The organism is Actinoallomurus oryzae (genome assembly GCF_039541955.1).
Taxonomy (GTDB): Bacteria; Actinomycetota; Actinomycetes; order Streptosporangiales; family Streptosporangiaceae; genus Actinoallomurus; species Actinoallomurus oryzae.
In genome coordinates this window covers 66,722-88,022 of record NZ_BAABHF010000013.1, presented here as the reverse complement: position 1 = coordinate 88,022, position 21,301 = coordinate 66,722, and the positions used below count along the sequence as shown (strand labels likewise).

At 71.7% G+C, this 21,301-nt stretch carries 19 protein-coding genes; 12 read left to right on the top strand and 7 right to left on the bottom strand.

Going from position 1 to position 21,301, the window contains the following annotated elements:
- Window positions 1–121: 121 nt before the first annotated feature.
- Together ABEA10_RS08780 and ABEA10_RS08775 are read right to left on the bottom strand one after the other, a co-directional pair.
- Window positions 122–673, bottom strand: a complete 552-nt coding sequence (locus ABEA10_RS08780) for an HAD domain-containing protein (protein ID WP_345459894.1) — start codon at window positions 671–673, stop codon at window positions 122–124.
- A 32-nt stretch (window positions 674–705) separates the two neighbouring features.
- Window positions 706–1,806, bottom strand: coding sequence for an NADH:flavin oxidoreductase/NADH oxidase (locus ABEA10_RS08775; RefSeq protein ID WP_345459891.1), 1,101 nt, complete (start codon window positions 1,804–1,806; stop codon window positions 706–708).
- A 124-nt stretch (window positions 1,807–1,930) separates the two neighbouring features.
- Here ABEA10_RS08775 and ABEA10_RS08770 point away from each other — a divergent pair, with 124 nt between their 5' ends.
- The gene (locus tag ABEA10_RS08770) at window positions 1,931–2,275 is read left to right on the top strand and encodes an ArsR/SmtB family transcription factor (RefSeq protein WP_329253666.1); all 345 of its coding nucleotides are present in this window, start codon (window positions 1,931–1,933) and stop codon (window positions 2,273–2,275) included.
- Between the two features lie 137 nt (window positions 2,276–2,412).
- Window positions 2,413–2,811: a response regulator gene (locus ABEA10_RS08765; RefSeq protein WP_345459888.1), complete on the top strand. Its 399-nt coding sequence runs from the start codon at window positions 2,413–2,415 to the stop codon at window positions 2,809–2,811.
- Here ABEA10_RS08765 and ABEA10_RS08760 read toward each other — a convergent pair.
- A complete protein-coding gene (locus tag ABEA10_RS08760; protein ID WP_329253673.1) occupies window positions 2,798–3,499 on the bottom strand; it encodes a response regulator transcription factor in 702 nt (233 codons plus the stop codon). The genes ABEA10_RS08765 and ABEA10_RS08760 overlap by 14 nt on opposite strands.
- 740 nt (window positions 3,500–4,239) lie before the next feature.
- Between ABEA10_RS08760 and ABEA10_RS08755 the strand changes: the two genes are divergently transcribed.
- Window positions 4,240–8,361: a HAMP domain-containing protein gene (locus ABEA10_RS08755; protein ID WP_345460039.1), complete on the top strand. Its 4,122-nt coding sequence runs from the start codon at window positions 4,240–4,242 to the stop codon at window positions 8,359–8,361.
- A 118-nt stretch (window positions 8,362–8,479) separates the two neighbouring features.
- Here the strand turns inward: ABEA10_RS08755 and ABEA10_RS08750 are convergent, their stop codons facing one another.
- A complete protein-coding gene (locus ABEA10_RS08750) occupies window positions 8,480–9,199 on the bottom strand; it encodes a response regulator transcription factor (RefSeq protein WP_345459881.1) in 720 nt (239 codons plus the stop codon).
- Between the two features lie 206 nt (window positions 9,200–9,405).
- Between ABEA10_RS08750 and ABEA10_RS08745 the strand changes: the two genes are divergently transcribed.
- Genes ABEA10_RS08745 through ABEA10_RS08730 form a run of 4 tightly spaced genes read left to right on the top strand, consistent with a single transcriptional unit; the run spans window position 9,406 to window position 13,382 of the window.
- A complete protein-coding gene (locus tag ABEA10_RS08745; protein WP_345459878.1) occupies window positions 9,406–9,699 on the top strand; it encodes a circadian clock KaiB family protein in 294 nt (97 codons plus the stop codon).
- On the top strand, window positions 9,696–11,261 hold the full coding sequence (gene kaiC, locus ABEA10_RS08740; protein WP_345459875.1) for a circadian clock protein KaiC: 1,566 nt from the start codon (window positions 9,696–9,698) through the stop codon (window positions 11,259–11,261). The genes ABEA10_RS08745 and kaiC overlap by 4 nt, the downstream gene beginning before the upstream one ends.
- A complete protein-coding gene (locus tag ABEA10_RS08735; RefSeq protein ID WP_345459872.1) occupies window positions 11,258–12,286 on the top strand; it encodes a PAS domain-containing sensor histidine kinase in 1,029 nt (342 codons plus the stop codon). Before kaiC ends, ABEA10_RS08735 begins: the two co-directional genes overlap by 4 nt.
- A 46-nt stretch (window positions 12,287–12,332) precedes the next feature.
- Window positions 12,333–13,382: a Gfo/Idh/MocA family oxidoreductase gene (locus ABEA10_RS08730; RefSeq protein ID WP_345459869.1), complete on the top strand. Its 1,050-nt coding sequence runs from the start codon at window positions 12,333–12,335 to the stop codon at window positions 13,380–13,382.
- 26 nt (window positions 13,383–13,408) lie between these two features.
- On the opposite strand, the gene ABEA10_RS08725 is transcribed toward ABEA10_RS08730, so the two are convergent.
- Together ABEA10_RS08725 and ABEA10_RS08720 are read right to left on the bottom strand one after the other, a co-directional pair.
- A complete protein-coding gene (locus tag ABEA10_RS08725) occupies window positions 13,409–13,684 on the bottom strand; it encodes a hypothetical protein (protein WP_345459866.1) in 276 nt (91 codons plus the stop codon).
- Between the two features lie 132 nt (window positions 13,685–13,816).
- The gene (locus ABEA10_RS08720; protein ID WP_345459863.1) at window positions 13,817–14,365 is read right to left on the bottom strand and encodes a hypothetical protein; all 549 of its coding nucleotides are present in this window, start codon (window positions 14,363–14,365) and stop codon (window positions 13,817–13,819) included.
- A 277-nt stretch (window positions 14,366–14,642) separates the two neighbouring features.
- Here ABEA10_RS08720 and pgeF point away from each other — a divergent pair, with 277 nt between their 5' ends.
- Together pgeF and ABEA10_RS08710 are read left to right on the top strand one after the other, a co-directional pair.
- Window positions 14,643–15,359, top strand: coding sequence for a peptidoglycan editing factor PgeF (gene pgeF / locus ABEA10_RS08715; protein WP_345459860.1), 717 nt, complete (start codon window positions 14,643–14,645; stop codon window positions 15,357–15,359).
- A 35-nt stretch (window positions 15,360–15,394) separates the two neighbouring features.
- On the top strand, window positions 15,395–15,805 hold the full coding sequence (locus tag ABEA10_RS08710) for a RidA family protein (protein ID WP_329253703.1): 411 nt from the start codon (window positions 15,395–15,397) through the stop codon (window positions 15,803–15,805).
- Between the two features lie 12 nt (window positions 15,806–15,817).
- Here ABEA10_RS08710 and ABEA10_RS08705 read toward each other — a convergent pair whose 3' ends face one another.
- Window positions 15,818–16,402, bottom strand: coding sequence for a TetR/AcrR family transcriptional regulator (locus ABEA10_RS08705; RefSeq protein WP_345459856.1), 585 nt, complete (start codon window positions 16,400–16,402; stop codon window positions 15,818–15,820).
- 118 nt (window positions 16,403–16,520) lie between these two features.
- Here ABEA10_RS08705 and ABEA10_RS08700 point away from each other — a divergent pair, with 118 nt between their 5' ends.
- Genes ABEA10_RS08700 through betA form a run of 3 tightly spaced genes read left to right on the top strand, consistent with a single transcriptional unit; the run spans window position 16,521 to window position 21,207 of the window.
- Window positions 16,521–17,996 (top strand): aldehyde dehydrogenase family protein, encoded by a 1,476-nt coding sequence (locus ABEA10_RS08700; RefSeq protein ID WP_345460036.1) that lies wholly within the window; start codon window positions 16,521–16,523, stop codon window positions 17,994–17,996.
- Between the two features lie 29 nt (window positions 17,997–18,025).
- Window positions 18,026–19,570 (top strand): amino acid permease, encoded by a 1,545-nt coding sequence (locus ABEA10_RS08695; protein ID WP_345459853.1) that lies wholly within the window; start codon window positions 18,026–18,028, stop codon window positions 19,568–19,570.
- Window positions 19,567–21,207: a choline dehydrogenase gene (gene betA / locus ABEA10_RS08690; RefSeq protein ID WP_345459850.1), complete on the top strand. Its 1,641-nt coding sequence runs from the start codon at window positions 19,567–19,569 to the stop codon at window positions 21,205–21,207. Before ABEA10_RS08695 ends, betA begins: the two co-directional genes overlap by 4 nt.
- Window positions 21,208–21,301 lie beyond the last annotated feature (94 nt).

Below are 21,301 nucleotides of genomic sequence, written 5' to 3'. Positions count from 1 at the left end.
GTGGAGGTCATGAGCGTGGGCACCGGATCGGTTTGAGCCTGGGCGTCGGGGTCGGCGGATACGCCGGCCGGTGGTGGGCGCCGGGGGCCGGTTGTGTCGCGGAGATCGCGGCCGGGGAGTGTCAGCGCGTTGCCGAGGCGGCCCGGCGCCAGGACAGAAGCCGGTTCACGTGCCGGCGGGTCAGACCGTCGTCCGGGTCGACCGGAACGAGCAGGATCCCCCGGTACGGCCATGCCTGGCGCCGGACCCTCAGCGGGATGACGTCGTCGACCCACGCGAACGGACGGCCGTCGGCGTGGCGGAGGATCGGGGCCCACTTGCGCGTCTCGAAGAGCTGCAGGACGCCGAACCGCGGATCGTCACGCCGGCGCCGGTACGCGGAGAACTCCACGACCGGCAGCTCCGGGAGCCCGAGCAGCGGGCCGAGGTGCTCATTGGCGAGATGTTCCCACGTCGTCGCCCAGACGAGTTCGTACCGTGCGGACAGCTCCCGCAGCCACTCGCCGTGCTCCGGGGACAGCCGTACGGCCGGTCCACCGGTCTCGTGGCGTACGAACCGCGCCGGGTCGGACGGCGCCAGGGGGTTCAGCACGCCGTCCACGTCCAGGTACAGCAACGGACGCGCGGCCGGCCGGCTCCCCGGCCGGGGAACACCCCCGATGCCCCACGCCATCGGATCAGTACGGGTGAGTGCCGGGCGCCGGGTCAGACGGCGCGGTGGTACTGGTCGGGCCAGGACGGGGCGGCACCGAGGTCCCGGGCGGCGCGGTTGGGCCAGTACGGGTCGCGCAGCAGCTCACGCCCCAACAGTACGGCGTCGGCGTGCCCGGCGGTGATGATCTCCTCCGCCTGCCGCGGCTCGGTGATCTCACCGACCGCGCCGACGAGAAGGTCCGTCTCGGCCTTCACCCTGGCCGCGAACGGAACCTGGTAGCCCGGCCCGGTGGTGATCCGCGCCCCGGGGGCGATGCCACCGCTGGAGACGTCGAGCAGGTCGACGCCGTGGGCGAGCAGCTCCTTGGCCAGGCGTACGGTGTCGTCGGCGGTCCAGCCCTCGCGGTCGTCTTCCGGGTTCTCGCTCAGCCAGTCGGTCGCCGAGACGCGGTAGCACAGCGGCAGCTCGGCCGGCCACACCGCGCGGACGGCGTCGACCACCTCCAGCGCGAACCTCGTCCGGTTCTCGAACGAGCCGCCGTACTCATCCGTGCGCCGGTTGGTGTGGGGGGAGGCGAACTCGTGGAGCAGGTAGCCGTGTGCGCCGTGAATCTCGATCACCTGGAAGCCCGCGTCCAGGGCGCGCCGGGCGGCGGCGGCGAAGTCGCCGGTGATGCGGTGGATCTGCTCGCGCGTCAGCTCCACCGGCACCGGGTCACCGTCGTGGAACGCTCGCGGGCTCGGCGCGACCGGCTGCCAGCCGTACGGGTCGCCGGGTGCGATGGCCCGGCCGCCACGCCAGGGACGGTCGGTCGAGGCCTTCCGCCCCGCGTGGGCGAGCTGGATGCCGGGCACGCTGTCGTGCTCGCGAAGGAAGCCGGTGATGCGGGCCAGCCCGTGCTGCTGGCGGTCGTTCCACAGGCCGAGGTCCGCCGGGCTGATCCGCCCCTCGGGGCTGACCGCGGTGGCCTCGGTGAAGATCAGGCCGGCGCCGCCCACCGCACGCGCCGCCTGGTGCGCGAAGTGCCAGTCGCCGGCGACGCCGGTGTCCGGCCCCGTCTCGGGCGCGGAGTACTGGCACATCGGCGACATCCAGACCCGGTTGGGGATCCGCAGGTCGCGCAGGGTCAGAGGCTCGAACAGTGCGCTCACGGCCGTGCTCCTTCAGCAGGAAATCGTAGTACGAGAGTCGCCGTAATACGGCAACTGTCAAACTACGATACACATCGAACTACGGCGTACAATGGCCGGAGCCGGCTGCGAAGGGACTTCGACCGTGACCGTCCGGACCCTCGATCATCCCGCCCGCGCGGACATCAGGCTGGAGGCCGTCCTCCACGCGCTGTCCGATCCGGTGCGCCTCCAGGTGGTGCGCTTCCTGGCCGGTCTGGCCGAGGGGGAGGAGGCGCCGTGTTCGGCCATCGACCTGGCGGTCACCAAGTCGACCACGACCCACCACTTCCGGGTGCTGCGCGAGGCCGGCCTGATCCACCAGGTCTACCGGGGTACGGCCAAGATGACCGCGATCCGCCGGGCGGACCTCGACGCGCTCTTCCCCGGCCTGCTCGACGCGGTGCTGACCGCCGACGCCGCCCGGCGGTCGCGCGTGCCGGTCGGCTGACCGGCACGTCCGCACGCCTGATCCGCGACGCCTCCAGCAGGTGATCATGGCCTCGTGGCGTCGGTACGGATATCCGCCATCCCAGTTTGGTGGCATGCCCCCATGTGCGACGGCGCCGGCGGCGGGATCCTGAGGGCATGGACATGCGTTGCCTGATCGTCGACGATGACGCCGGGTTCCGCACCGCAATGGGTCACCTGCTCGAACGCGGCGGAGCCGTCGTCGCCGGCACGGCGTCCAACGGCGCGGAGGCGGTCGAACGCGCTCGCGACTCCCGGCCCGACGTCGTGTTGATCGACGTCCGCCTGGGATCGGAGAGTGGTTTCGACGTCGCCCGTCGCATCGACGAGAGCGCCGCCGATACGGGCTGGACGCCGGTGGTCGTACTGCTGTCGACCCAGGCCGAGGACGAGCTGGCCGCGAGCGTCGCCGCTCATCCGACGTTCGGCTTCCTCGACAAGACCACCGTGTCCACCGCGCGGATCGGTGAACTGCTGTCCGCGGGCCGGGGACGTCAGGAGGTCAACCGGCGTTGAGGAAGGCGAGGACGGCGAGGACCCGCCGGTGGTCGGCGTCCGTCTCCGGCAGGCACAGTTTGGTCAGGATGCTGTGCACGTGCTTCTCCACCGTGGGCTCCGTTATCCACAGCTTGTGGACGATGCCGGCGTTCGACCGGCCTTCCGCCATCAGCGCGAGCACCTCGCGTTCGCGCGCGCTCAGCTTGGCCAGCGGGTCGATGCGCCGGTGGGCCGCGAACAGCCGCTGGACGAGGTACGGGTCGATCACCGAACCGCCCTTGCGGATGCGCTTCAGCGCGTCGGTGAGTTCCGACGGGTCGGTGACCCGCGTCTTGAGGAGGTAGCCGATGCGGTCGCCGCCGGACAGCAGTTCGATGGCGTGGTCCACCTCGACGTACGCCGACAGGACCAGGATCGCCACGGAGGGGAACTGCCGGCGGATCTCCGTGGCCGCCTGCAGTCCCTCGGTCGTGCCCGTCGGCGGCATGCGTACGTCCACGATCGCCAGGTCGGGAAGGTGCTCGCGGACCAGTTCGAGCAGCCGCCGGCCGTCGCCGGCCTGGCCAACCACGTCGAAGCCCGCGCGGGTCAGCAGGCTCGCCACGCCTTCACGCAGCAGGACGTCGTCGTCGGCGAGGACCACACGCCCTCGCTCCGGGTCATCGGGTTCGAGCACGAGCCGCCACTCTCCTAGTGCGGTGTCCACTGACGTTTCCCGGCTTGCGGGACGACGTGAGCGGATCCTCGCCGTGAGGCGAGCGACTCCCCGCCGCCCATCGGTGGGCGGACGAGGCGGGCCACCGCCGGCCAAGAGATCTGCCCGCCGATGTCCTGCCGGATGTGCCATGACGCAGCCGCCGGCCCGGCGAACGTCATGGTCCCCGTACTGGCATCACCAGGTTCCATGCTACGCGCGCCACCGTACGACCAGCGGTGATGTCTGACCGTAACGGTGTAATCCCGTGGTGTCACCTTTGGAGGAGATCTGCGGCGACATATTCGCCAACCAGCGACTTGTCACTTAGGGTCAAAACCAGTACGGCGACGGGGGATGTCGCGTACGGCGACGCCAGGCTCGCCACAACATCATCGTTCAGGCCCCAGCCTGGACCGTTCAGCTCCCGCCCGTGTTCCTGCCGGGCGGGGCCGGAAGTCACGGCCGCCCGTTTCCGTCCGCCGGACTGCGGACATGGGCGCCGCCGACGCCCTCACTCTCGACCACATCACGTCAGTCCGGCGCACCGGCTCGTGCTGCGATCACGCGCCCCGGGTGAGCGCCGGGGCGCCGGCCGTACGGGCGGAATCCGGCCGGTGAGGCCCGCGGAACCCAGGGGCCGGCATCCGGCGGTGACGGGGGGAATCCAGGTGAGCACGATCGTAGAAGTGAATCATCCGCCCGGTGACGGGTGGATCCGCGTGAGCGAGCTCCGGCCGCTGCTGGCCGCGATGCCGGCCTTGCGCGACGGCGACTTCCGGGTACGGTTGCCCGCCGAGCACGAGGGGATCACGGCGGATCTGGCCCGGGCGTTCAACCAGATCGCCGACCGGCAGCAGCACTTCGCGGGCGAGCTGGCACGCGTGACCCGCGAAGTGGTCCGCCACGGCCGGCTGGACGAACGCCTGTGCCCGGCGCCGGGCGGCGCCTGGTCGGGGAGCGTCGAGTCGATGAACACGCTGATCGACGCGCTGGTGATCCCCACGGCGAACGCCACCCGTGTCCTGGACGCGGTCGCGGGCGGCGACCTGTCCCAGCGGATGGACACCGGCGACGGCAAGCATCCCCTGCGCGGCGACCTGCGCCGGCTCGGCCAGCGGATCAACCAGATGGTCGAGCAGCTGTCGATGTTCACCGGTGAGGTGACCCGCCTCGCCCGCGAGGTCGGCACGGAGGGCCGGCTCGGCGGGCGCGCGAAGGTGCGCGGGCTGTCGGGGAGCTGGCGTGACGTGACCGAGGCGGTCAACACGATGGCCGACCGGCTGACCGCCCAGGTGCGCGACATCGCGGTGGTCACCAAGGCGGTGGCGAGCGGCGACCTGACCCGGTCCGTGACGGTCGAGGCGACCGGCGAGCTGCTGGAGCTCAAGCTGACCGTCAACACGATGGTGGATCAGCTGTCGGCGTTCGCCGGTGAGGTGACGCGGGTGGCCGGTGAGGTCGGCACGGAGGGGCGGCTCGGCGGCCGGGCCCAGGTGCGCGGGGTGTCGGGGGTGTGGAAGGACCTCACCGACAACGTCAATTTCATGGCCTCGAACCTGACCTCGCAGGTGCGCAACATCGCGCAGGTCACCACATCGGTGGCGAACGGCGACCTGTCCAAGAAGATCACGGTGGACGCCCAGGGCGAGATCCTCCAGCTCAAGTCGACCGTCAACACGATGGTGGACCAGCTGTCGGCGTTCGCCGGTGAGGTGACGCGGGTGGCCCGTGAGGTCGGCACGGACGGCAACCTCGGCGGCCGGGCCCAGGTGCGCGGGGTGTCGGGGGTGTGGAAGGACCTCACCGACAACGTCAACTTCATGGCGGACAACCTGACCTCCCAGGTGCGCAACATCGCCCAGGTCGCGACGGCCGTCGCCCAGGGCGATCTGGGCAAGAAGATCGACGTCGACGCCCGCGGCGAGATCCTCGAACTCAAGACGACGATCAACACGATGGTGGATCAGCTGTCGGCGTTCGCCGGTGAGGTGACGCGGGTGGCCCGTGAGGTCGGGACCGAGGGCAACCTCGGCGGGCAGGCGCAGGTGCGCGGGGTGTCGGGGGTGTGGAAGGACCTCACCGACAACGTGAACTTCATGGCCTCGAACCTGACCTCGCAGGTCCGCAACATCGCCCAGGTCACCACGTCCGTGGCGAACGGCGACCTGTCCAAGAAGATCACCGTGGACGCCCAGGGCGAGATCCTCCAGCTCAAGACCACGGTGAACACCATGGTCGACCAGCTCTCCGCCTTCGCGGACGAGGTCACCCGGGTGGCCCGCGAGGTCGGGACCGAGGGCGACCTGGGCGGCCGGGCCCAGGTGCGCGGGGTGTCGGGCGTGTGGAAGGACCTCACCGACAACGTCAACTTCATGGCCGCCAACCTGACCTCGCAGGTCCGCAACATCGCCCAGGTGGCGACGGCGGTCGCCCAGGGCGATCTGGGCAAGAAGATCGACGTCGACGCCCGCGGCGAGATCCTCGAACTCAAGACGACGATCAACACGATGGTCGACACGCTGTCCTCGTTCTCCTCCGAGGTCACCCGGGTGGCCCGCGAGGTCGGCAGCGAGGGCCGGCTGGGCGGTCAGGCGCGGGTCGAGGGCGTGCACGGCACCTGGAAGCGCCTGACGACGAACGTCAACGAGCTGGCCCGCAACCTCACCACCCAGGTCCGCGCGATCGCCGAGGTCACCTCGGCCGTCGCCCAGGGCGACATGTCCCGCCACATCACGGTCGAGACGCACGGCGAGGTCTCGGAGCTGAAGGACAACATCAACCTGATGGTCTCCAACCTTCGCGAGACGACCCGGGCGAAGGACTGGCTGGAAACCAACCTGACCCGTCTCGCCGGCCTGATGCAGGGCCACCGCGACCTGGTGGAGGTCGCCGACCTGATCCTGCGGGAGCTGACGCCGCTGGTGAACGCCCAGTACGGCGCGTTCTTCCTCGCCGACACCGAGGCCGGCGGCGACTGGCCCGGCCGCCGGGCCGGCCGTGAGCGCGGCCTCGCGCTGATCGCCGGATACGGCCTGCAGGACGGAGACACCGCCGAGTGCGGAGCGCTGGCCCAGGGCCTCGTGTGGCAGGCCGCCCGGGAGAAGAAGCGGCTGCTCCTGGAGGACATCCCGCCGGATTACATCAAGATCAGTTCGGGGCTGGGGCAGTCGTCTCCGGCCAGCATCGTCATCATCCCGATCCTGTTCGAGGACACGCTGCTCGGCATCATCGAGCTGGCGTCGTTCTCCCGCTTCTCCGACGTGCACCTGGCCTTCTTCGACCAGTTCGTCACCACGATCGGCGTCGCGCTCAACACGATCCTCGCCAACGCCCGTACCGAGATGCTGCTCGCCGAGTCCCAGAACCTCGCGCAGCAGCTCCAGGAGCGCTCCGACGAACTGCAACGGCAGCAGGCCGAGCTCCAGCACTCCAACGACGAGCTGGCCGAGAAGGCCGCCCTGCTGGCCTCTTCGTCGCAGTACAAGTCGGAGTTCCTGGCCAACATGTCGCACGAGCTGCGCACGCCGCTCAGCTCGATGCTGATCTACGCGCGGCTGCTGGCCGACAACGCGCGGCAGAACCTCTCGGAGGAGGAGGTGACCTTCGCCACCAGCATCCACCGCTCCGGCTCCGACCTGTTGCAGCTCATCAACGACATCCTCGACCTGTCGAAGGTGGAGGCCGGCCGCCTCGACATCCGCCCCAAGAAGCTGCCGCTGGCCACGCTGCTCGACTACGTGAACGCCACGTCCCGGCCGATCGCCCTCGACCGCGGCCTGGAGTTCGCGGTGCACGTGGCCGAGGACGCGCCCGGCGAGCTGTTCTCCGACGAGCAGCGGCTCCAGCAGATCCTGCGCAACCTGCTGTCGAACGCGATCAAGTTCACGCCGCGGGGCCGGGTCACGCTCCGCGTCGAATGCGCCGCCACGGACGCCGCCCGCGAGGCCGGGGACGTCATCGCCTTCACCGTGGAGGACACCGGCATCGGCATCGCCCGCGAGAAGCTCGGCACGATCTTCGAGGCGTTCGAGCAGGCCCACGGCGCCGGCAGCCACAAGTACGGCGGCACGGGCCTGGGCCTGTCGATCAGCCGGGAGCTCGCGTCGCTGCTCGGCGGCCGCATCACCGCGGAGAGCGAGCCCGGGGTCGGCAGCTCCTTCACCCTGTACGTCCCGGTCGTCCACCACGGCCATCCGACGGTCGGAGAGCCGCTGATCCGGATCGCCGAGCTCGAGCCGGGGCCCCGCGTCGAGGAGCCCGGAGCCGAGGAGGAGGACACGGACGCCATGCGCCGGCAGTCGCGGGACGACCGGCCCCGCGCCGCGACGCGGCTGGAGGAGTGGAACGCCGAACGCGCCGCGCGGATGCTGTCCGGCAAGATCCTCATCGTCGACGACGACATCCGGATCGTGATCGCGCTGACCCGGCTGCTGGCACGTGTCGGCATGCCCGTCCGGTACGCGCTGAACGGCCGGGAGGCGATCGAGACCCTCGAACGCGACCCGGAGGTGTCCCTGGTGCTGATGGACATCATGATGCCGGTGATGGACGGGTACGAGGCCATCCGGGCGATCCGCGCCGAACCGCGGTACGCGGACCTGCCGATCGTCGTGCTCAGCGCGAAGGCCATCCCCGGCGAACGTGAGAAGGCCATCGCGGCCGGGGCGGACGAGTACCTGCAAAAGCCGGTCGTGGACGTGGACCGGCTGCTGAAGGTCGCCTGTGACCTGCTCGATCCGATGGCCGAGGAGAAGACCACGGCCTCCGACGACGGGTCCCAGGCGGAGCGGCCGGGTTCGCGCGTCCCGGGATCGGGCTCGGAGGTCCGCCAGGCCGGTAGGGCGAACGGGGACACGGACGCGAGCAGATAGCCGCCTGCTGTATGTGTGTCCGGCCGGGGCGGGCGCCTCTTCGGACCCGGCGCCGCGCCCGCGACCATGCGTCACGTGGCGACCCGGACGACCGGCGCCGGCGTCACCGGTCCCCAACCTACGAGTGGGCCGGCGACCCGGCGCCCGGCTCCTTCGCCCTCGACCCCGAAGGCCCCGGACGCCCCTGACGACCCGCGGGGAGCAGCCCCGTCCGGGTGGCGGCGGCGACCGCCTCGCGGCGGCTGTGCGCCCCGAGCTTGCGCAGGATGTGCTTCACATGGTCGCGGGCGGTGTGCTCGCTCATGCCCAGCCGGGCCGCGATCGCCCGCGCGCCGAGGTCCTGGCCCATCAGCGCCAGGACCTCCCTCTCCCGCCGGGTGAGGGAGGGCCGCTTCTCTTCGGCGGCCTGCGCGTGCCCGGCCCGGTGGAACTCGGCGACCAGCGCCGCGAACGTGCCGCCCGCCACCATCGCCCGTGCCGCCGGGGGCGTGCGGATCGCCGCGAGGACGTCGGGGAACGGCCCGTCTTTGGCCAGGAACCCGGCGGCGCCCGCCGCGAAGGCCGCGGCGAACAGCTCCGGCGTGGCGTCCCCGGTCAGGATGAAGATCCGGGCTTCCGGGCGCTCGGCCTTGATGAGCCGGGTGCCGTCGATGCCGTCGGCGCCCGGCAGATGGACGTCCATGAGCACGACGTCCGGACGCCGCTCACGGGCCAGCAGCAGCCCCTCCTCGGCGGTGCCCACCGCGCCGACGCACTCCAGGTCCGGCTGCGCGTCGATGGCGATCGCGAGGGCCTCGGCGAGGGTTCGCTGATCTTCCACGAGCAGTACTCGCGTCATCCGAACGCACGGCCCATGATCGGCACGCCTCCCGAGGCCCGTGACCGCCGCCGATGCCCGTTCCGGTGTCCGGACCGTACGGCGCGGGTAGGCCGAGAACAGGACATTTCCCAGCGTACCCAGGCGTGCTGCTCCTCCCGTGGCCGAGCGCGGCGAGAGAAACCTGAGCGCGGCCCGCTGATACTTCCTCCGCCGTAGGGGGACCAATGATCGACTATTCCTTCCGGCTCTACGTCGCCGGGCGGACCGCCAGGTCCCAGGCGGCCGAGTCGAACCTGCGGCTGCTGTGCGAGGCGCGCCTGGCCTGCCACGTGATCGAGATCATCGACGTCACGGAGCGGCCCGACCAGGCCGAGGAGGCCCGGATCCTCGCCACCCCCACCGTCATCCGGCTCACCCCGCCGCCGCAGCTGCGGGTCGTCGGTGACCTGTCGGACCACGAACGCGCGGCCGCCGTGCTCGGGCTGCCCGGCCCGGTGCTGGAGGAGGGACCGCGATGACGGCACGCGCGCCGATCGAGCGGCTGCCGACCGGGATCAGCGGCTTCGACGACATCGCCGGGGGCGGCCTGCCCAAGGGCCGGCCCGCGCTCGTGACCGGCACCACCGGCAGCGGCAAGACGTTCTTCGCCGTCGAGTTCCTCGCCCGCGGCATCCTGCTCTTCGGCCAGCCCGGGGTCTTCGTGACCGCCGAGGAGACCGCGGACTCCATCCGGCGCAGCGCGGCCTCGGTGGGTTTCGACGTCGAGGCGTGGGAGCGCGAGGGCCGGTGGGTCTTCGTCGACGCCTCGCCGCTCGACGGCGAGGAGGCGCCGGTCAGGACCGTCGGCGCGTACGACTTCGGCGCGCTGATGGCCCGCATCGACCACGCGATCCGCCGCAGTGAGGCGCGGCGGGTCGCCTTCGACTCGTTCAGCTCGATCATCGGCCGCTTCGACGACGTCGGCGTCATGCGGCGTGAGCTGGTCCACATCGTCGCGGGCCTGAAGGCGCTCGGCGTCACGCTCGTGCTCACCTCCGAGCGGAGCGACGAGCACGACGGCATCTCCCGGTACGGGGTCGAGGAGTTCGTACTCGACAACGTGATCGTGCTCCGCAACGTCCTGCGGGACGAGCGACGGCGGCGGACCGTCGAGATCGTCAAGTTCCGCGGCCTGCCGCACCGTACGGGAGAGTGGCTGTTCACGATCGACTCACGTGAGGGGTTCGTCGTCATCCCGCTGGGCGTGGCCCGTCCGCCGACGCGGGCGTCCACGGTCCGGGTGTCCACCGGCAACGCCGGGCTGGACGAGATGGTCGGTGGCGGCCTGTTCAAGGACGCGATCGCGTTGCTCACCGGGCCCGCCGGTGTCGGCAAGACGCTCACCGGCCTGAACTTCGCGTGTGGGGCCGGCGCGGACGAGCGCTGCCTGTACTGCACGTTCGACCAGACCCGTGACCAGCTCGTACGCGACGCCGCCGGCTGGGGCCTGGACCTGGACGCGATGGAGGCGGCGGGCCGGCTGCGGGTGTTCGCCGACTCCCCCGAGTCGGCCTCGCCCGAGGAGCACTTCATGCACCTGCGGCACGCCGTGGCCGACTACGCGCCGAGCCGCCTCGTCATCGACACCCTCTCGTCGCTGGAGCGGGTCGTCTCGACGCGGTCGCTGCTCGACTTCGTCCTCGCGCTCACGGCCCTGGTCCGCGACAGGGAGATCACCACGCTCATCACGGCCGCCTACACCGGCCAGTCACCGCCGGGCGGGCCGCCGTCCGGCGGGATCGACATCGCCCGGGTCACCGACGTCACCATCATGCTCCGCTACGTCGAGCGCATCGGCGACATCCAGCGCGCGATCGCCGTGCTCCAGGCGCGCGGCAGCGGCCACGACCACGCCATCCGGCAGGTCACCATCGACGCCGCCGGGATGCACATCGGCGATCCGCTGCCGCGAGTCGCGCACGTGCTGTCCGGCAGCGCCGCGCTGACCGAGCAGCCGCCGTGGCCGGCCGCGCCGGACGCCGCCGTACGGGAGCCCGCGGGCGGCACCGGCGCCGCGGGCGGAGAGCAGGTGGGCCCGTGAGCGCCCCGACGTCCGGACGCGCCGCCCGGACCGGCCGGGACACCGGGCAGGCGATCGTCTCGGCGTCGGCGGACGGCATCGTCCTCGTAGGCGACGACGGGCGCATCCGCTTCTGCAACCCCGCCGCCGAGGAACTGTTCGGCCGCCCCGCGGACGCCCTGCTGGGCGGCCCGTTCGGCTTCCCGATCGTCGCCGGCGGCGCCAGCGAGGTGGAACTGGTGCTGCCCGACGGCGGCGAGCGGATCGTGGAGATGCGCGTCACCGGCACGATCCTGGACGGAGAGCGCCTCCACGTCGCCGCCCTGCGCGACGTCACCCGCCGGCGCCGCCTCGAACAGGACCTGACGCGTGCGCTGGAGCATCAGCACGCGACCGCGGCGGTGGTGGCCCACGAGCTCCGCAACCCGCTGGCGGCGATCCGCACGCTCGCCGACGTGCTGCGCGACCCCGCCGCGACGCTCACGCCGGAGCGGAGGGCCGACGTCGTCGACCGCATCGCGGAGCGTGCGGCGTTCCTCCAGGCGATGGTGGCCAAGCTCCTCACCGCGGCGCGCATCGACGAGGACACCGTACGGGCGCCGCTCGAACGCGTCCCCGTCCTCGAACTGACCCTCGAACACCTGGCGGAGTTCGGCGAGCGGGCCCGCGAGGTGGCCGTCACCTGCGACGCCGACCTGGTCGCGCACGTGAACCGCGGCGAGATGTCGGAGATGCTCGTCAACTGCCTGGAGAACGCGTTCGCCTACGGCCGGCCGCCGATCGAGGTGAGCGCGACCGAGGAGGACGGCCGGATCGAGCTGCGGATCAGCGACAGCGGCCCGGGAGTGGCGGAGGAGTTCGTCCCCTACCTGTTCGACCGCTTCGCCCGGGACCCGAACGCGGAGCGGCGGACCGAGGGCTCGGGGCTGGGACTGTGGATCGTACGCCGCCTCGCCCGCGCGAACGGCGGCGAGGTGCGCTACGAGCGCGGCGACCGGGGCGGCGCCTGCTTCCGCATCAGCCTGCGAAGCGCGTCGGGCTCCTGACCTGTCAGTCTGTACGGCGTCCTCCTGACAGTGACCGAGGAGTCCGATGAGATCGAAGGTGCGAGTCGCCCTGATCGGCCTGGGCCGGATGGGCCGCATCCACGCGCGCAACCTGGCCGGGCGCTGCCGGTCGGCGGAGCTGGCCGCCGTGGCCGACGCCGACGCCGGCATGGCCGAGGCCGCCGGCGCGGAGTTCGACGTGCCCTGGACCGCCGACGCCGACGAGATCCTGGGCGATCCCACCGTGGACGCCGTGGTGGTCGCCACCCCCACCGCCACCCACGCCGGCCTGGTGGTCCGCGCCGCGCGGGCCGGCAAGCACGTCTTCTGCGAGAAGCCGGTCGCCCTCGACCGGGCCACGACCGTACGCGCCGTCGAGGAGGTCGCGGCGACGGGCGTGCGGTTCCAGGTCGGTTTCCACCGGCGCTACGACCCCGACTGGGTGGCCGCGACCCGGCGCATCCACGCGGGCGAGATGGGCGAGCCGTACCTGTTCCGTACGTCGCTGCGCGACATGAAGCCGCCGCCGGTGGAGTTCCTGGCCGGATCCGGGGGGTTCTTCGTGGACATGACCATCCACGACCTGGACACCGCCCGCTGGATGGTCGGGGAGGTCGTCGAGGTCGCCGCGTACGGGACGGCCATCGCCGACGCGGCCATCGGCGAGATCGGTGATCTCGACACCGCGCTGGTCGTGCTGCGGTTCGAGAGCGGCGCGCTCGGAGTGATCGACAACAGCCGCGCGGCGGGGTACGGCTACGAGTGCTCGACCGAGGTGATGGGCCGGGCGGCCACGGTGCGGATCGACCGGCCGCAGCACCGCCACTACCAGTGGCTGACGCCGGACGGCGCGACGTACGGGATCAACCGCGACTTCGAGGAGCGGTACCCGCTGGCCTACGCCGAGGAGCTGGAGGCGTTCGCCCGCTGCGCCCGCGACGGCACCGCGCCCGCCGTGACCGGCCTCGACGCGCTCGCCGCATTCGACCTGGCGACCGCCGCGGACCTGTCGTGGCGGACCGGCCGCCCGGTGCCGGTCGTGCCCGAGCGGAGGGAGGACGGCGTCGTCTACTCCTTCGCGGGGCGGGACCGCTGAGCCCTGCCCGGGGCGGCCGTCGTCGATCAGGGGAAGGTCACCTGGTGGATGTGGCAGAACCGCACCCGCTTGCAGAACGCGTTACGGCTGGAGCCGACCCCGCCCGCGTTGGTGTTCGAGATGATCTGGATGCCCTTGTTGTGGGTGGGGCTGCGGATCGAGAACGCGTTGTGATTGTGCTTGCCGTTCCCGTTGTGGTTGATGTCGCCGTTCAGGACCGTGGGCGTGCCGCCGTACGCCGGAGTCGCGGTCAGGCAGATCCCCACGGTGAGGAGGACGACGAGGCCGCCATTCCCTCGCATCGGCGAATTCCTTTCGGCGGGAGCGCAGACCGGCTCGGTCGGGACATCGCGTGCATTCGCCTCCATACCCGGTCGCCGCCCGGGCAGTGCGTACGTACGCGGATGATGGCCCTCTCTTTGCCCCCGCCGGAATCAGGCGAAGAATCCGAAAGGCAGGGAAAAGGAGCCGGTGTCCGCCGAGGCCCCGAAACGCGCTCCCGAGTCCGACGCCATCAGCATGAACCCCTCCGGCCCCATGTACATGAACGGGGTGCGCGGGCGCGGTCTCGGCGCCGGCCTGACCTGCGGCACGATCGCCTGCGGCGCGACGGTCTGCGGCGCGACGGCCTGCGGTACCACGGCCTGCGGCGCGACGGCCTGCGGTACGACGGCCCGGGGCGTCACGGTCTGCGGCGGGGCCTGGGCGGAGGCGGGCGCCGGGGCCGGCCGCTCCGGCTGGATGATCGTCACCTTCTGGTTGATGGTGCAGGAGGTGACGTGCCGGCAGAGCCCGTTCTGGACCGGGTTCGTACCGCCCGCGTTGCCGTTGTTGGTGTGCTGGTAGCCACGGTTGTTGGTGGGACTCCGTGACGACAGGACGTTCCGGTTGTGGTGTCCGTTGCCGTGGTGGCCGCCGTCGCGGCGTACGGCGGCGGGCGGACGCGCCGCGTGCGCCGGCGGCGTGCGGGTGGCCCCGATCAAGGTCGTCGCAGCGGAAATGGCGACAACATGGTGAATCATTCCTCGTGACCTCTTGTGCGTCGGGGATCGAGCGGTGCGCGCTTCGCTGGCCTACCCGGTGCCGGAGCGGCGATCGTGATCCCGCCGTTTGCGGGCGCGATTATTACCGCCCCTTGGCGATGACCCGCCCCGCACTCCGCGCGCCGCCCATGTCCCCGGGCCGGCGTCCTCCCTCTCGCCGACGGCGCGGCCCGGCGGCAAGTAAGCTCGGCGGCGACGCATCGGGGGGAGCCACGCGATGAAGCCGGCGGGTCGAGTTCACACGGTCATCACCGATCGGCTCGGCGGGGTCAGCGCCGCGCCGTACGACAGCCGCAACCTGGGCGGCGCGGTCGGCGACGATCCGGAGGCGGTGCGCCGCAACCGCGAGAAGACGGCGCTGGAGTTCGGGGCCGACCCGGCGCGCGTCGTCTACATGCGGCAGGTCCACAGCGCGGACGTCGCGTACGTGACCGCCCCGTTCGGGGACGAGCCGCCCGCGCTGGACGCGGTGTTCACCGACGAGCCGGGCCTGGCCCTGTGCGTGCTCGTCGCCGACTGCACGCCGGTACTGATCGCCGACGCGGACGCCGGGCTGGTGGGCGCCGCGCACTCCGGGCGGGCCGGCACCGCCCACGGCGTCGTGCCCGCGCTGGTCCGCGCGATGACCGCCCGCGGCGCGGATCCCGCCCGGATGAGCGCCCTGATCGGCCCGTGCGCCTGCGGGCTCTGCTACGAGGTCTCCGCCGAGCTGCGCGACCAGGTCTCCGCGGGCCTGCCGGAGTCGTGGTCCACGACGCGCCGGGGCACTCCGGCCCTCGACCTGCGGGCCGGCATCACCGCCCAGCTCGCCGCCGAGGGGGTCACTGAGATCCACCACGACGGCCGCTGCACCATCGAGACCCCCGAGCTGTACTCCTACCGCCGCGACGGTACGACGGGCCGCTTCGCCGGCTACATCCGTCTCGACGGCTGACCACGCGGGCCCCGCCCGCAATCAAGGGAGGACGCATGATTCGCCGCTGGAGCCCGGACGGCCTGGCAGCACCGATCGGACAGTACAGCCACCTGGCCTCGGTGCCGCCCGACCACGAGCTGGTCTTCATCTCCGGGCAGGTCGGCGCGCTCGAGGATGGCACGCTCGCCGGCCCGGACGCGGAGTCGCAGACGCGTCAGGCGTTCGCCAACATCGCGACGCTCCTCGACTCGCTCGGTGCCGGCCCGGCCCACCTCGTCAAGCTGCTGACGATGGTCTCGGCGCGCGAGCACCTCGCGGGCAGCCGTGCGGCGCGGGAGAAGATCTTCGCGGCGTGGTACCCGGAGGGCGACTGGCCCGCCCACTCGCTCATGGTCGTCGACTCCCTGGCCGCGCCGGAGCTGACGGTGGAGATCGAGGGCGTCGCCGCGGTGCCCCGCCGCTGAGGGCCCCGGCGGTCAGCGGGAGCGCGGCGGCTCGCCGAGGGCGCGGCGGAAGAGGGCGTCGATCTCGTCCCGCGTGGGCGGCGGGTCGGCGAGCAGGGCCTGCATCACCAGGCCGCAGAAGGCCGCGGCCAGCAGCCGCCCGGTGACCGCGTCGGTACGCGAGGCGAACAGCTCGACGAGCGCGTCGTCCCAGTTGTTGCTCGCGTGCCGGAGCGGCGGGCGGTGGAGCGCGGCGACGTACAGCTCGTACTCCACGACGGTCTGCGGGCGTTCTTCGGTGAGGCCGCGCACCACGAGGTCGGTGAGCGCGGCGGCGAGGTCGGCGTCGGCGGGCAGGTCGCGCTCCCAGGCGCGCAGGCGGGCGACGTTGTGGTCGGCGGCCGTGCGCAGGGCGACGGCCAGCAGGTCGTCCAGGGTCGCGAAGTGATACGTCGTCGACCCCAGCGGCACGCCCGCCGCCGCGGCGACCGCGCGATGGGTCACGCCCTCGACGCCGCGTTCGGCCACGACCGCGATGGCCGCGTTCGCGATCTTCTCCCGGCGGGCCGGATCGGTCGGCCCCCGCCCTCGTCTGCCGAGGTCCCCGTCCGTCGACATAGGTCAGCAGTCTCCCAAACCCCGCGCCGCCCCGCAGCGGGCACATTGACGGCGGCCACCTCACTTATGTACAAACGTACGCAAGGGGAGCGGAGGGGTAAACGAGAGGAAACTCGGCATCAAGCGGCTCTACCTCGACGGCGCCTGGGCGAGCTCCTCCTCCGGAGCGACGTCGACGACCCTGAATCCCTTCGACGCGACCGTGCTGGAGACCGTGGCCGAGGCGTCCGCCGACGACGTCGATCGCGCGGTGGCCGCCGCCCGCGCCGCCTTCGACTCCGGCCCCTGGCCGCGTACGCCCGCCACCGAGCGCGGCCGTACGCTCGCGCGGATCGCGGACCTGCTCCAGCGCGACCGCGAGTCGATCGCCCGTACCGAGAGCCTCGACACGGGCAAGACGCTGAAGGAGGGGCGCGCCGACGTCGACGACGTCACCGCGGTGTTCCGCTACTACGCCGGTCTCGCCGGCACCCACGCCGGCCGCGTCGTCGATCCGGGCCGGCCGGACGTCGTCAGCCGGATCACCCATGAGCCGGTCGGCGTCTGCGCCCTCATCGCGCCGTGGAACTACCCGCTGCTCCAGATGTCGTGGAAGCTCGCCCCCGCCCTCGCGGCCGGCAACACGACCGTGCTCAAACCCAGCGAGCTCACCCCGCTGACCACGGTGGCGCTGGTCGAACTGGTCGAGGAGGCGGCGGTGCCGCCCGGCGTCGTCAACCTCCTGCTCGGCGCCGGCGGCACGGTCGGGCGGGCCATGGTCGCCCACCCCGGCGTCGATCTGATCTCCTTCACCGGCGGGCTGTCCACCGGTCAGGAGATCATGGCCGCCGCGGCGCGGGGCGTACGCCGCGTGGCGCTGGAGCTCGGCGGCAAGAACCCCAACGTCGTGTTCGCCGACGCCGACTTCGACACCGCGGTGGACTACGCGCTCACCGCCGCCTTCCTCCACTCCGGCCAGGTCTGCTCGGCCGGCGCGCGGCTGATCCTCCAGGAGGAGATCCACGACCGGTTCGTCGCGGAGCTGGCCGCCCGCGCCGACCGGATCCGCCTCGGCGACGGCCTGGATCCCGGCACCGAGTGCGGCCCCCTCGTCTCGGCCGCGCACCGCGCCAAGGTCGAGGGCCACATCGAGGGCGCGCTCGCGGACGGCGCGCGGCTGCTCGCCGGCGGCACGCGCCCGGCCGACCCGGCACTGGCCGGCGGGTTCTTCCTCCGCCCCACCGTGCTGGGCGACTGCACCCGGGAGATGGCGGTCGTCCGCGAGGAGGTGTTCGGGCCGGTGGTGACCGTCGAGCGGTTCGGCACCGAGGAAGAGGAAGAGGCGGTACGGCTCGCCAACGACACCGGCTACGGCCTGGCCGGAGCGGTCTGGACGGCCGACGCCGGACGGGCGCAGCGGGTGGCGGCGGCGCTGCGGCACGGCACCGTCTGGATCAACGACTTCCATCCCTACCTTCCGCAGGCGGAGTGGGGCGGCTTCGGCAAGTCGGGGATCGGCCGGGAACTCGGCCCTTCAGGCCTTGAGGAGTACCAGGAAAAGAAGCACATCTACCACAACACCGCCCCCGAGCCGACGCGCTGGTTCTCCGGCTGAAGGGCGTCGATCGAACAAAGGAGCCGGCCATGGCCGTCCATGGCGAATCACTCCCCGTCAACCACCAACGCGACGACTCCGACAGCGCCGACCTCGCCGGGTTCGGCTACAAACAGCAGCTGGAACGCTCCCTCGGATCGTTCTCCAGCTTCGCCTCCGGGTTCAGCTACATCTCGATCATGACCGGGGTCTTCCAGCTGTTCTTCTTCGGCTTCGGATCGGGCGGCCCGGCGTTCATCTGGACCTGGCCGCTGGTCTTCCTGGGGCAGCTGGCCGTGGCGTTCTGCTTCGCCGAGATGGCCGGCCAGTACCCGCTCGCCGGGTCGGTCTACCAGTGGTCCAAGCAGATCGCACGGCCGGTGACCTCGTGGTTCGCCGGCTGGATCATGGTCATCGGAGCGGTGGTCACCGCCGCCGCGGTGGCCGTGGCGTACCAGATCATCCTGCCGCAGGTCTGGTCGGGCTTCCAGATCGTGGGCGGCGCCGCGGACATCGGCGCGACCTCGACGCCGGGCGGCGCGAAGAACGCCATCGTGCTCGCCCTGGGCCTCGTCGTCTTCACCACGATCATCAACATCGTCGGCGTCCGGGTGATGGCCAAGATCAACAACTTCGGCGTCACGGTCGAGCTCGGCGGCATCATCCTGCTGATCATCGCGCTGGCGGTGCACATCAAGCGCGGCCCGCAGGTGGTGCTGCAGACGAGTGGTGCCGGCGCGGGCCACTCGGCCGGCTACCTCGGCGCCTTCCTGGTGGCCTCGCTGATGAGCGCCTACGTCTTCTACGGCTTCGACACAGCGGGGTCGCTGGCCGAGGAGACCGTCGAGCCGCGGCGGCACGCGCCCCGCGCGATCATCCGCGCCATCACCGCCGCCTTCATCGTCGGCGGCCTGCTGATGCTCGTCGGCATGATGGCCGTGGGCGACATCCACGCCAAGGAGCTCAGCGTCTCGGGCATGCCCTACCTGCTGAAGTCCACCCTGGGCAACACGCTCGGCGACGTCTTCCTCGTCTGCTCGGCCATCGCGATCACGGTCTGCTGCCTCGCCGTGCAGACCGCCGCCATCCGCATGATCTTCGCGATGGCCCGCGACGGGCGGCTGCCGTTCGGCGCGTCCTTCTCGCGGGTCTCGGCCCGCTCGAAGACACCGATCGTGCCCGCGCTGGTCACGGGCGTGCTGACGATCGTCGTGCTGTTGATCAACATCGGCAACCAGCGTGCGTTCTTCGTGCTCACCTCGACCGCGATCATCCTGTTCTACATCCCGTACCTGATGGTGACCGGGCCGATGCTGCTCCGGCGGCTGCGCGGAGCGTGGCCGGGACCCGGCCACGGGCCGTACTTCCGGATGGGCCGGTTCGGGCTCGTCGTCAACGCCTTCGCCGTCCTGTACGGCGTCGCCATGGTCGTCAACCTGCTCTGGCCGCGCGGCGCGGTCTACGGCACCGACCACTGGTACTACCAGTGGGGCGCGCTGCTGACCAGCGTGCTGATCGTCGTCGTGGGCGGGGTGATGCTGGCGGTACGCCGCCGGGCATGGACGAGGCCGGACGACTCCGAGGTGGTGTCGTGAGCCGCGAGCGGTACGACTACGTCATCGTCGGGGGAGGGTCGGCCGGCAGCGCGCTGGCCAACCGGCTGTCGGCGGACGCCGGGAACACCGTCCTGGTGCTGGAGGCCGGCCGCCCGGACTACCGCTGGGACGTGTTCATCCACATGCCGGCCGCGCTGACCTACCCCATCGGCAGCCGGTTCTACGACTGGGGCTATGAGTCCGAGCCCGAGCCGTACATGAACGGGCGGCGGATCTACCACGCCCGGGGGAAGGTCCTCGGCGGATCCAGCAGCATCAACGGGATGATCTTCCAGCACGGCAACCCGATGGACTACGAGCGGTGGGCCGCCGACGAGGGCATGCAGGACTGGGACTTCGCCCACTGCCTGCCCTACTTCAAGCGGCTGGAGAACTGCCTGGCCGGCGACGAGACCTGGCACGGCCACGAGGGCCCGCTCGTGCTGGAGCGCGGACCGGCGGTCAATCCGCTGTTCGAGGCGTTCTTCGCCGCCGCCGAGCAGGCCGGCTACCCGCGTACGGACGACGTCAACGGCTACCGGCAGGAGGGCTTCGCGCCGTTCGACCGCAACGTCCACCGGGGCCGGCGGCTGTCGGCCGCCCGCGCCTACCTGCACCCGGTGATGAACCGGCCCAACCTCACCGTACGGACCCGGGCGCACGTCACGAAGATCCTCTTCGAGGGGGATCGAGCCGTGGGCGTACGGTACGGCCGGGGCCGCGAGGCGTACGGCGGGGAGATCATCCTGTGCGGCGGGTCCATCAACACGCCGCAGCTGCTCCAGCTCTCCGGCGTCGGCAACGCCGACGAGTTGCGCGCCCTGGGCGTCGACGTGGTCGCCGACCTGCCCGGGGTCGGGGAGAACCTCCAGGACCACCTGGAGGTCTACGTCCAGTACGCCTGCAAGCGGCCGGTCTCGGTGCAGCCCGCGCTGGCGAAGTGGCGGCGGCCCATCATCGGCGCGCAGTGGCTGTTCCTGCGCTCCGGACCGGGCGCGACCAACCACTTCGAGGGCGGCGGGTTCGTCCGGAGCAACGACGAGGTCGCGTACCCGAACCTGATGTTCCACTTCCTGCCGGTCGCGATCCGCTACGACGGCTCCGTGCCGGCCGGCGGACACGGGTACCAGGTCCACGTCGGCCCGATGTACGCCGACACGCGAGGGTCGGTGAAGATCCGCTCGACCGATCCGGCGGAACACCCGGCGCTGCGCTTCAACTACCTGTCCACGGAGAACGACCGGCGCGAGTGGGTGGAGGCGATCAACGTCGCGCGCGACATCCTGAACCAGCCGGCCCTGGATGAGTTCAACGGCGGGGAGATCTCACCCGGCCCGAGGGTGCGGAGCGAGGAGGAGATCCTCGACTGGGTCGCGCAGGACGCCGAGACCGCCCTGCACCCCTCGTGCACGGCGAAGATGGGCACCGGCCCGATGTCCGTCGTCGACCCGGGCAGCATGCGGGTCCACGGCCTGGACGGGCTCCGGGTCGTGGACGCGTCGGTCATGCCGTACATCACCAACGGCAACATCTACGCGCCGGTGATGATGGTGGCGGAGAAGGCCGCCGACCTGATCCTGGGCAACACCCCGCTGGAACCGGACGACACGGAGTTCTACCGCGCCGTACGGAGCTGAGGGACCGGTCGCGCCGGATCGCGGCTGTCCGGCCGGCCGGACGCCGCGATCCTCGCCGGAGGTGCGGCCATGGAACTCGGATCTGGTTCAGGCC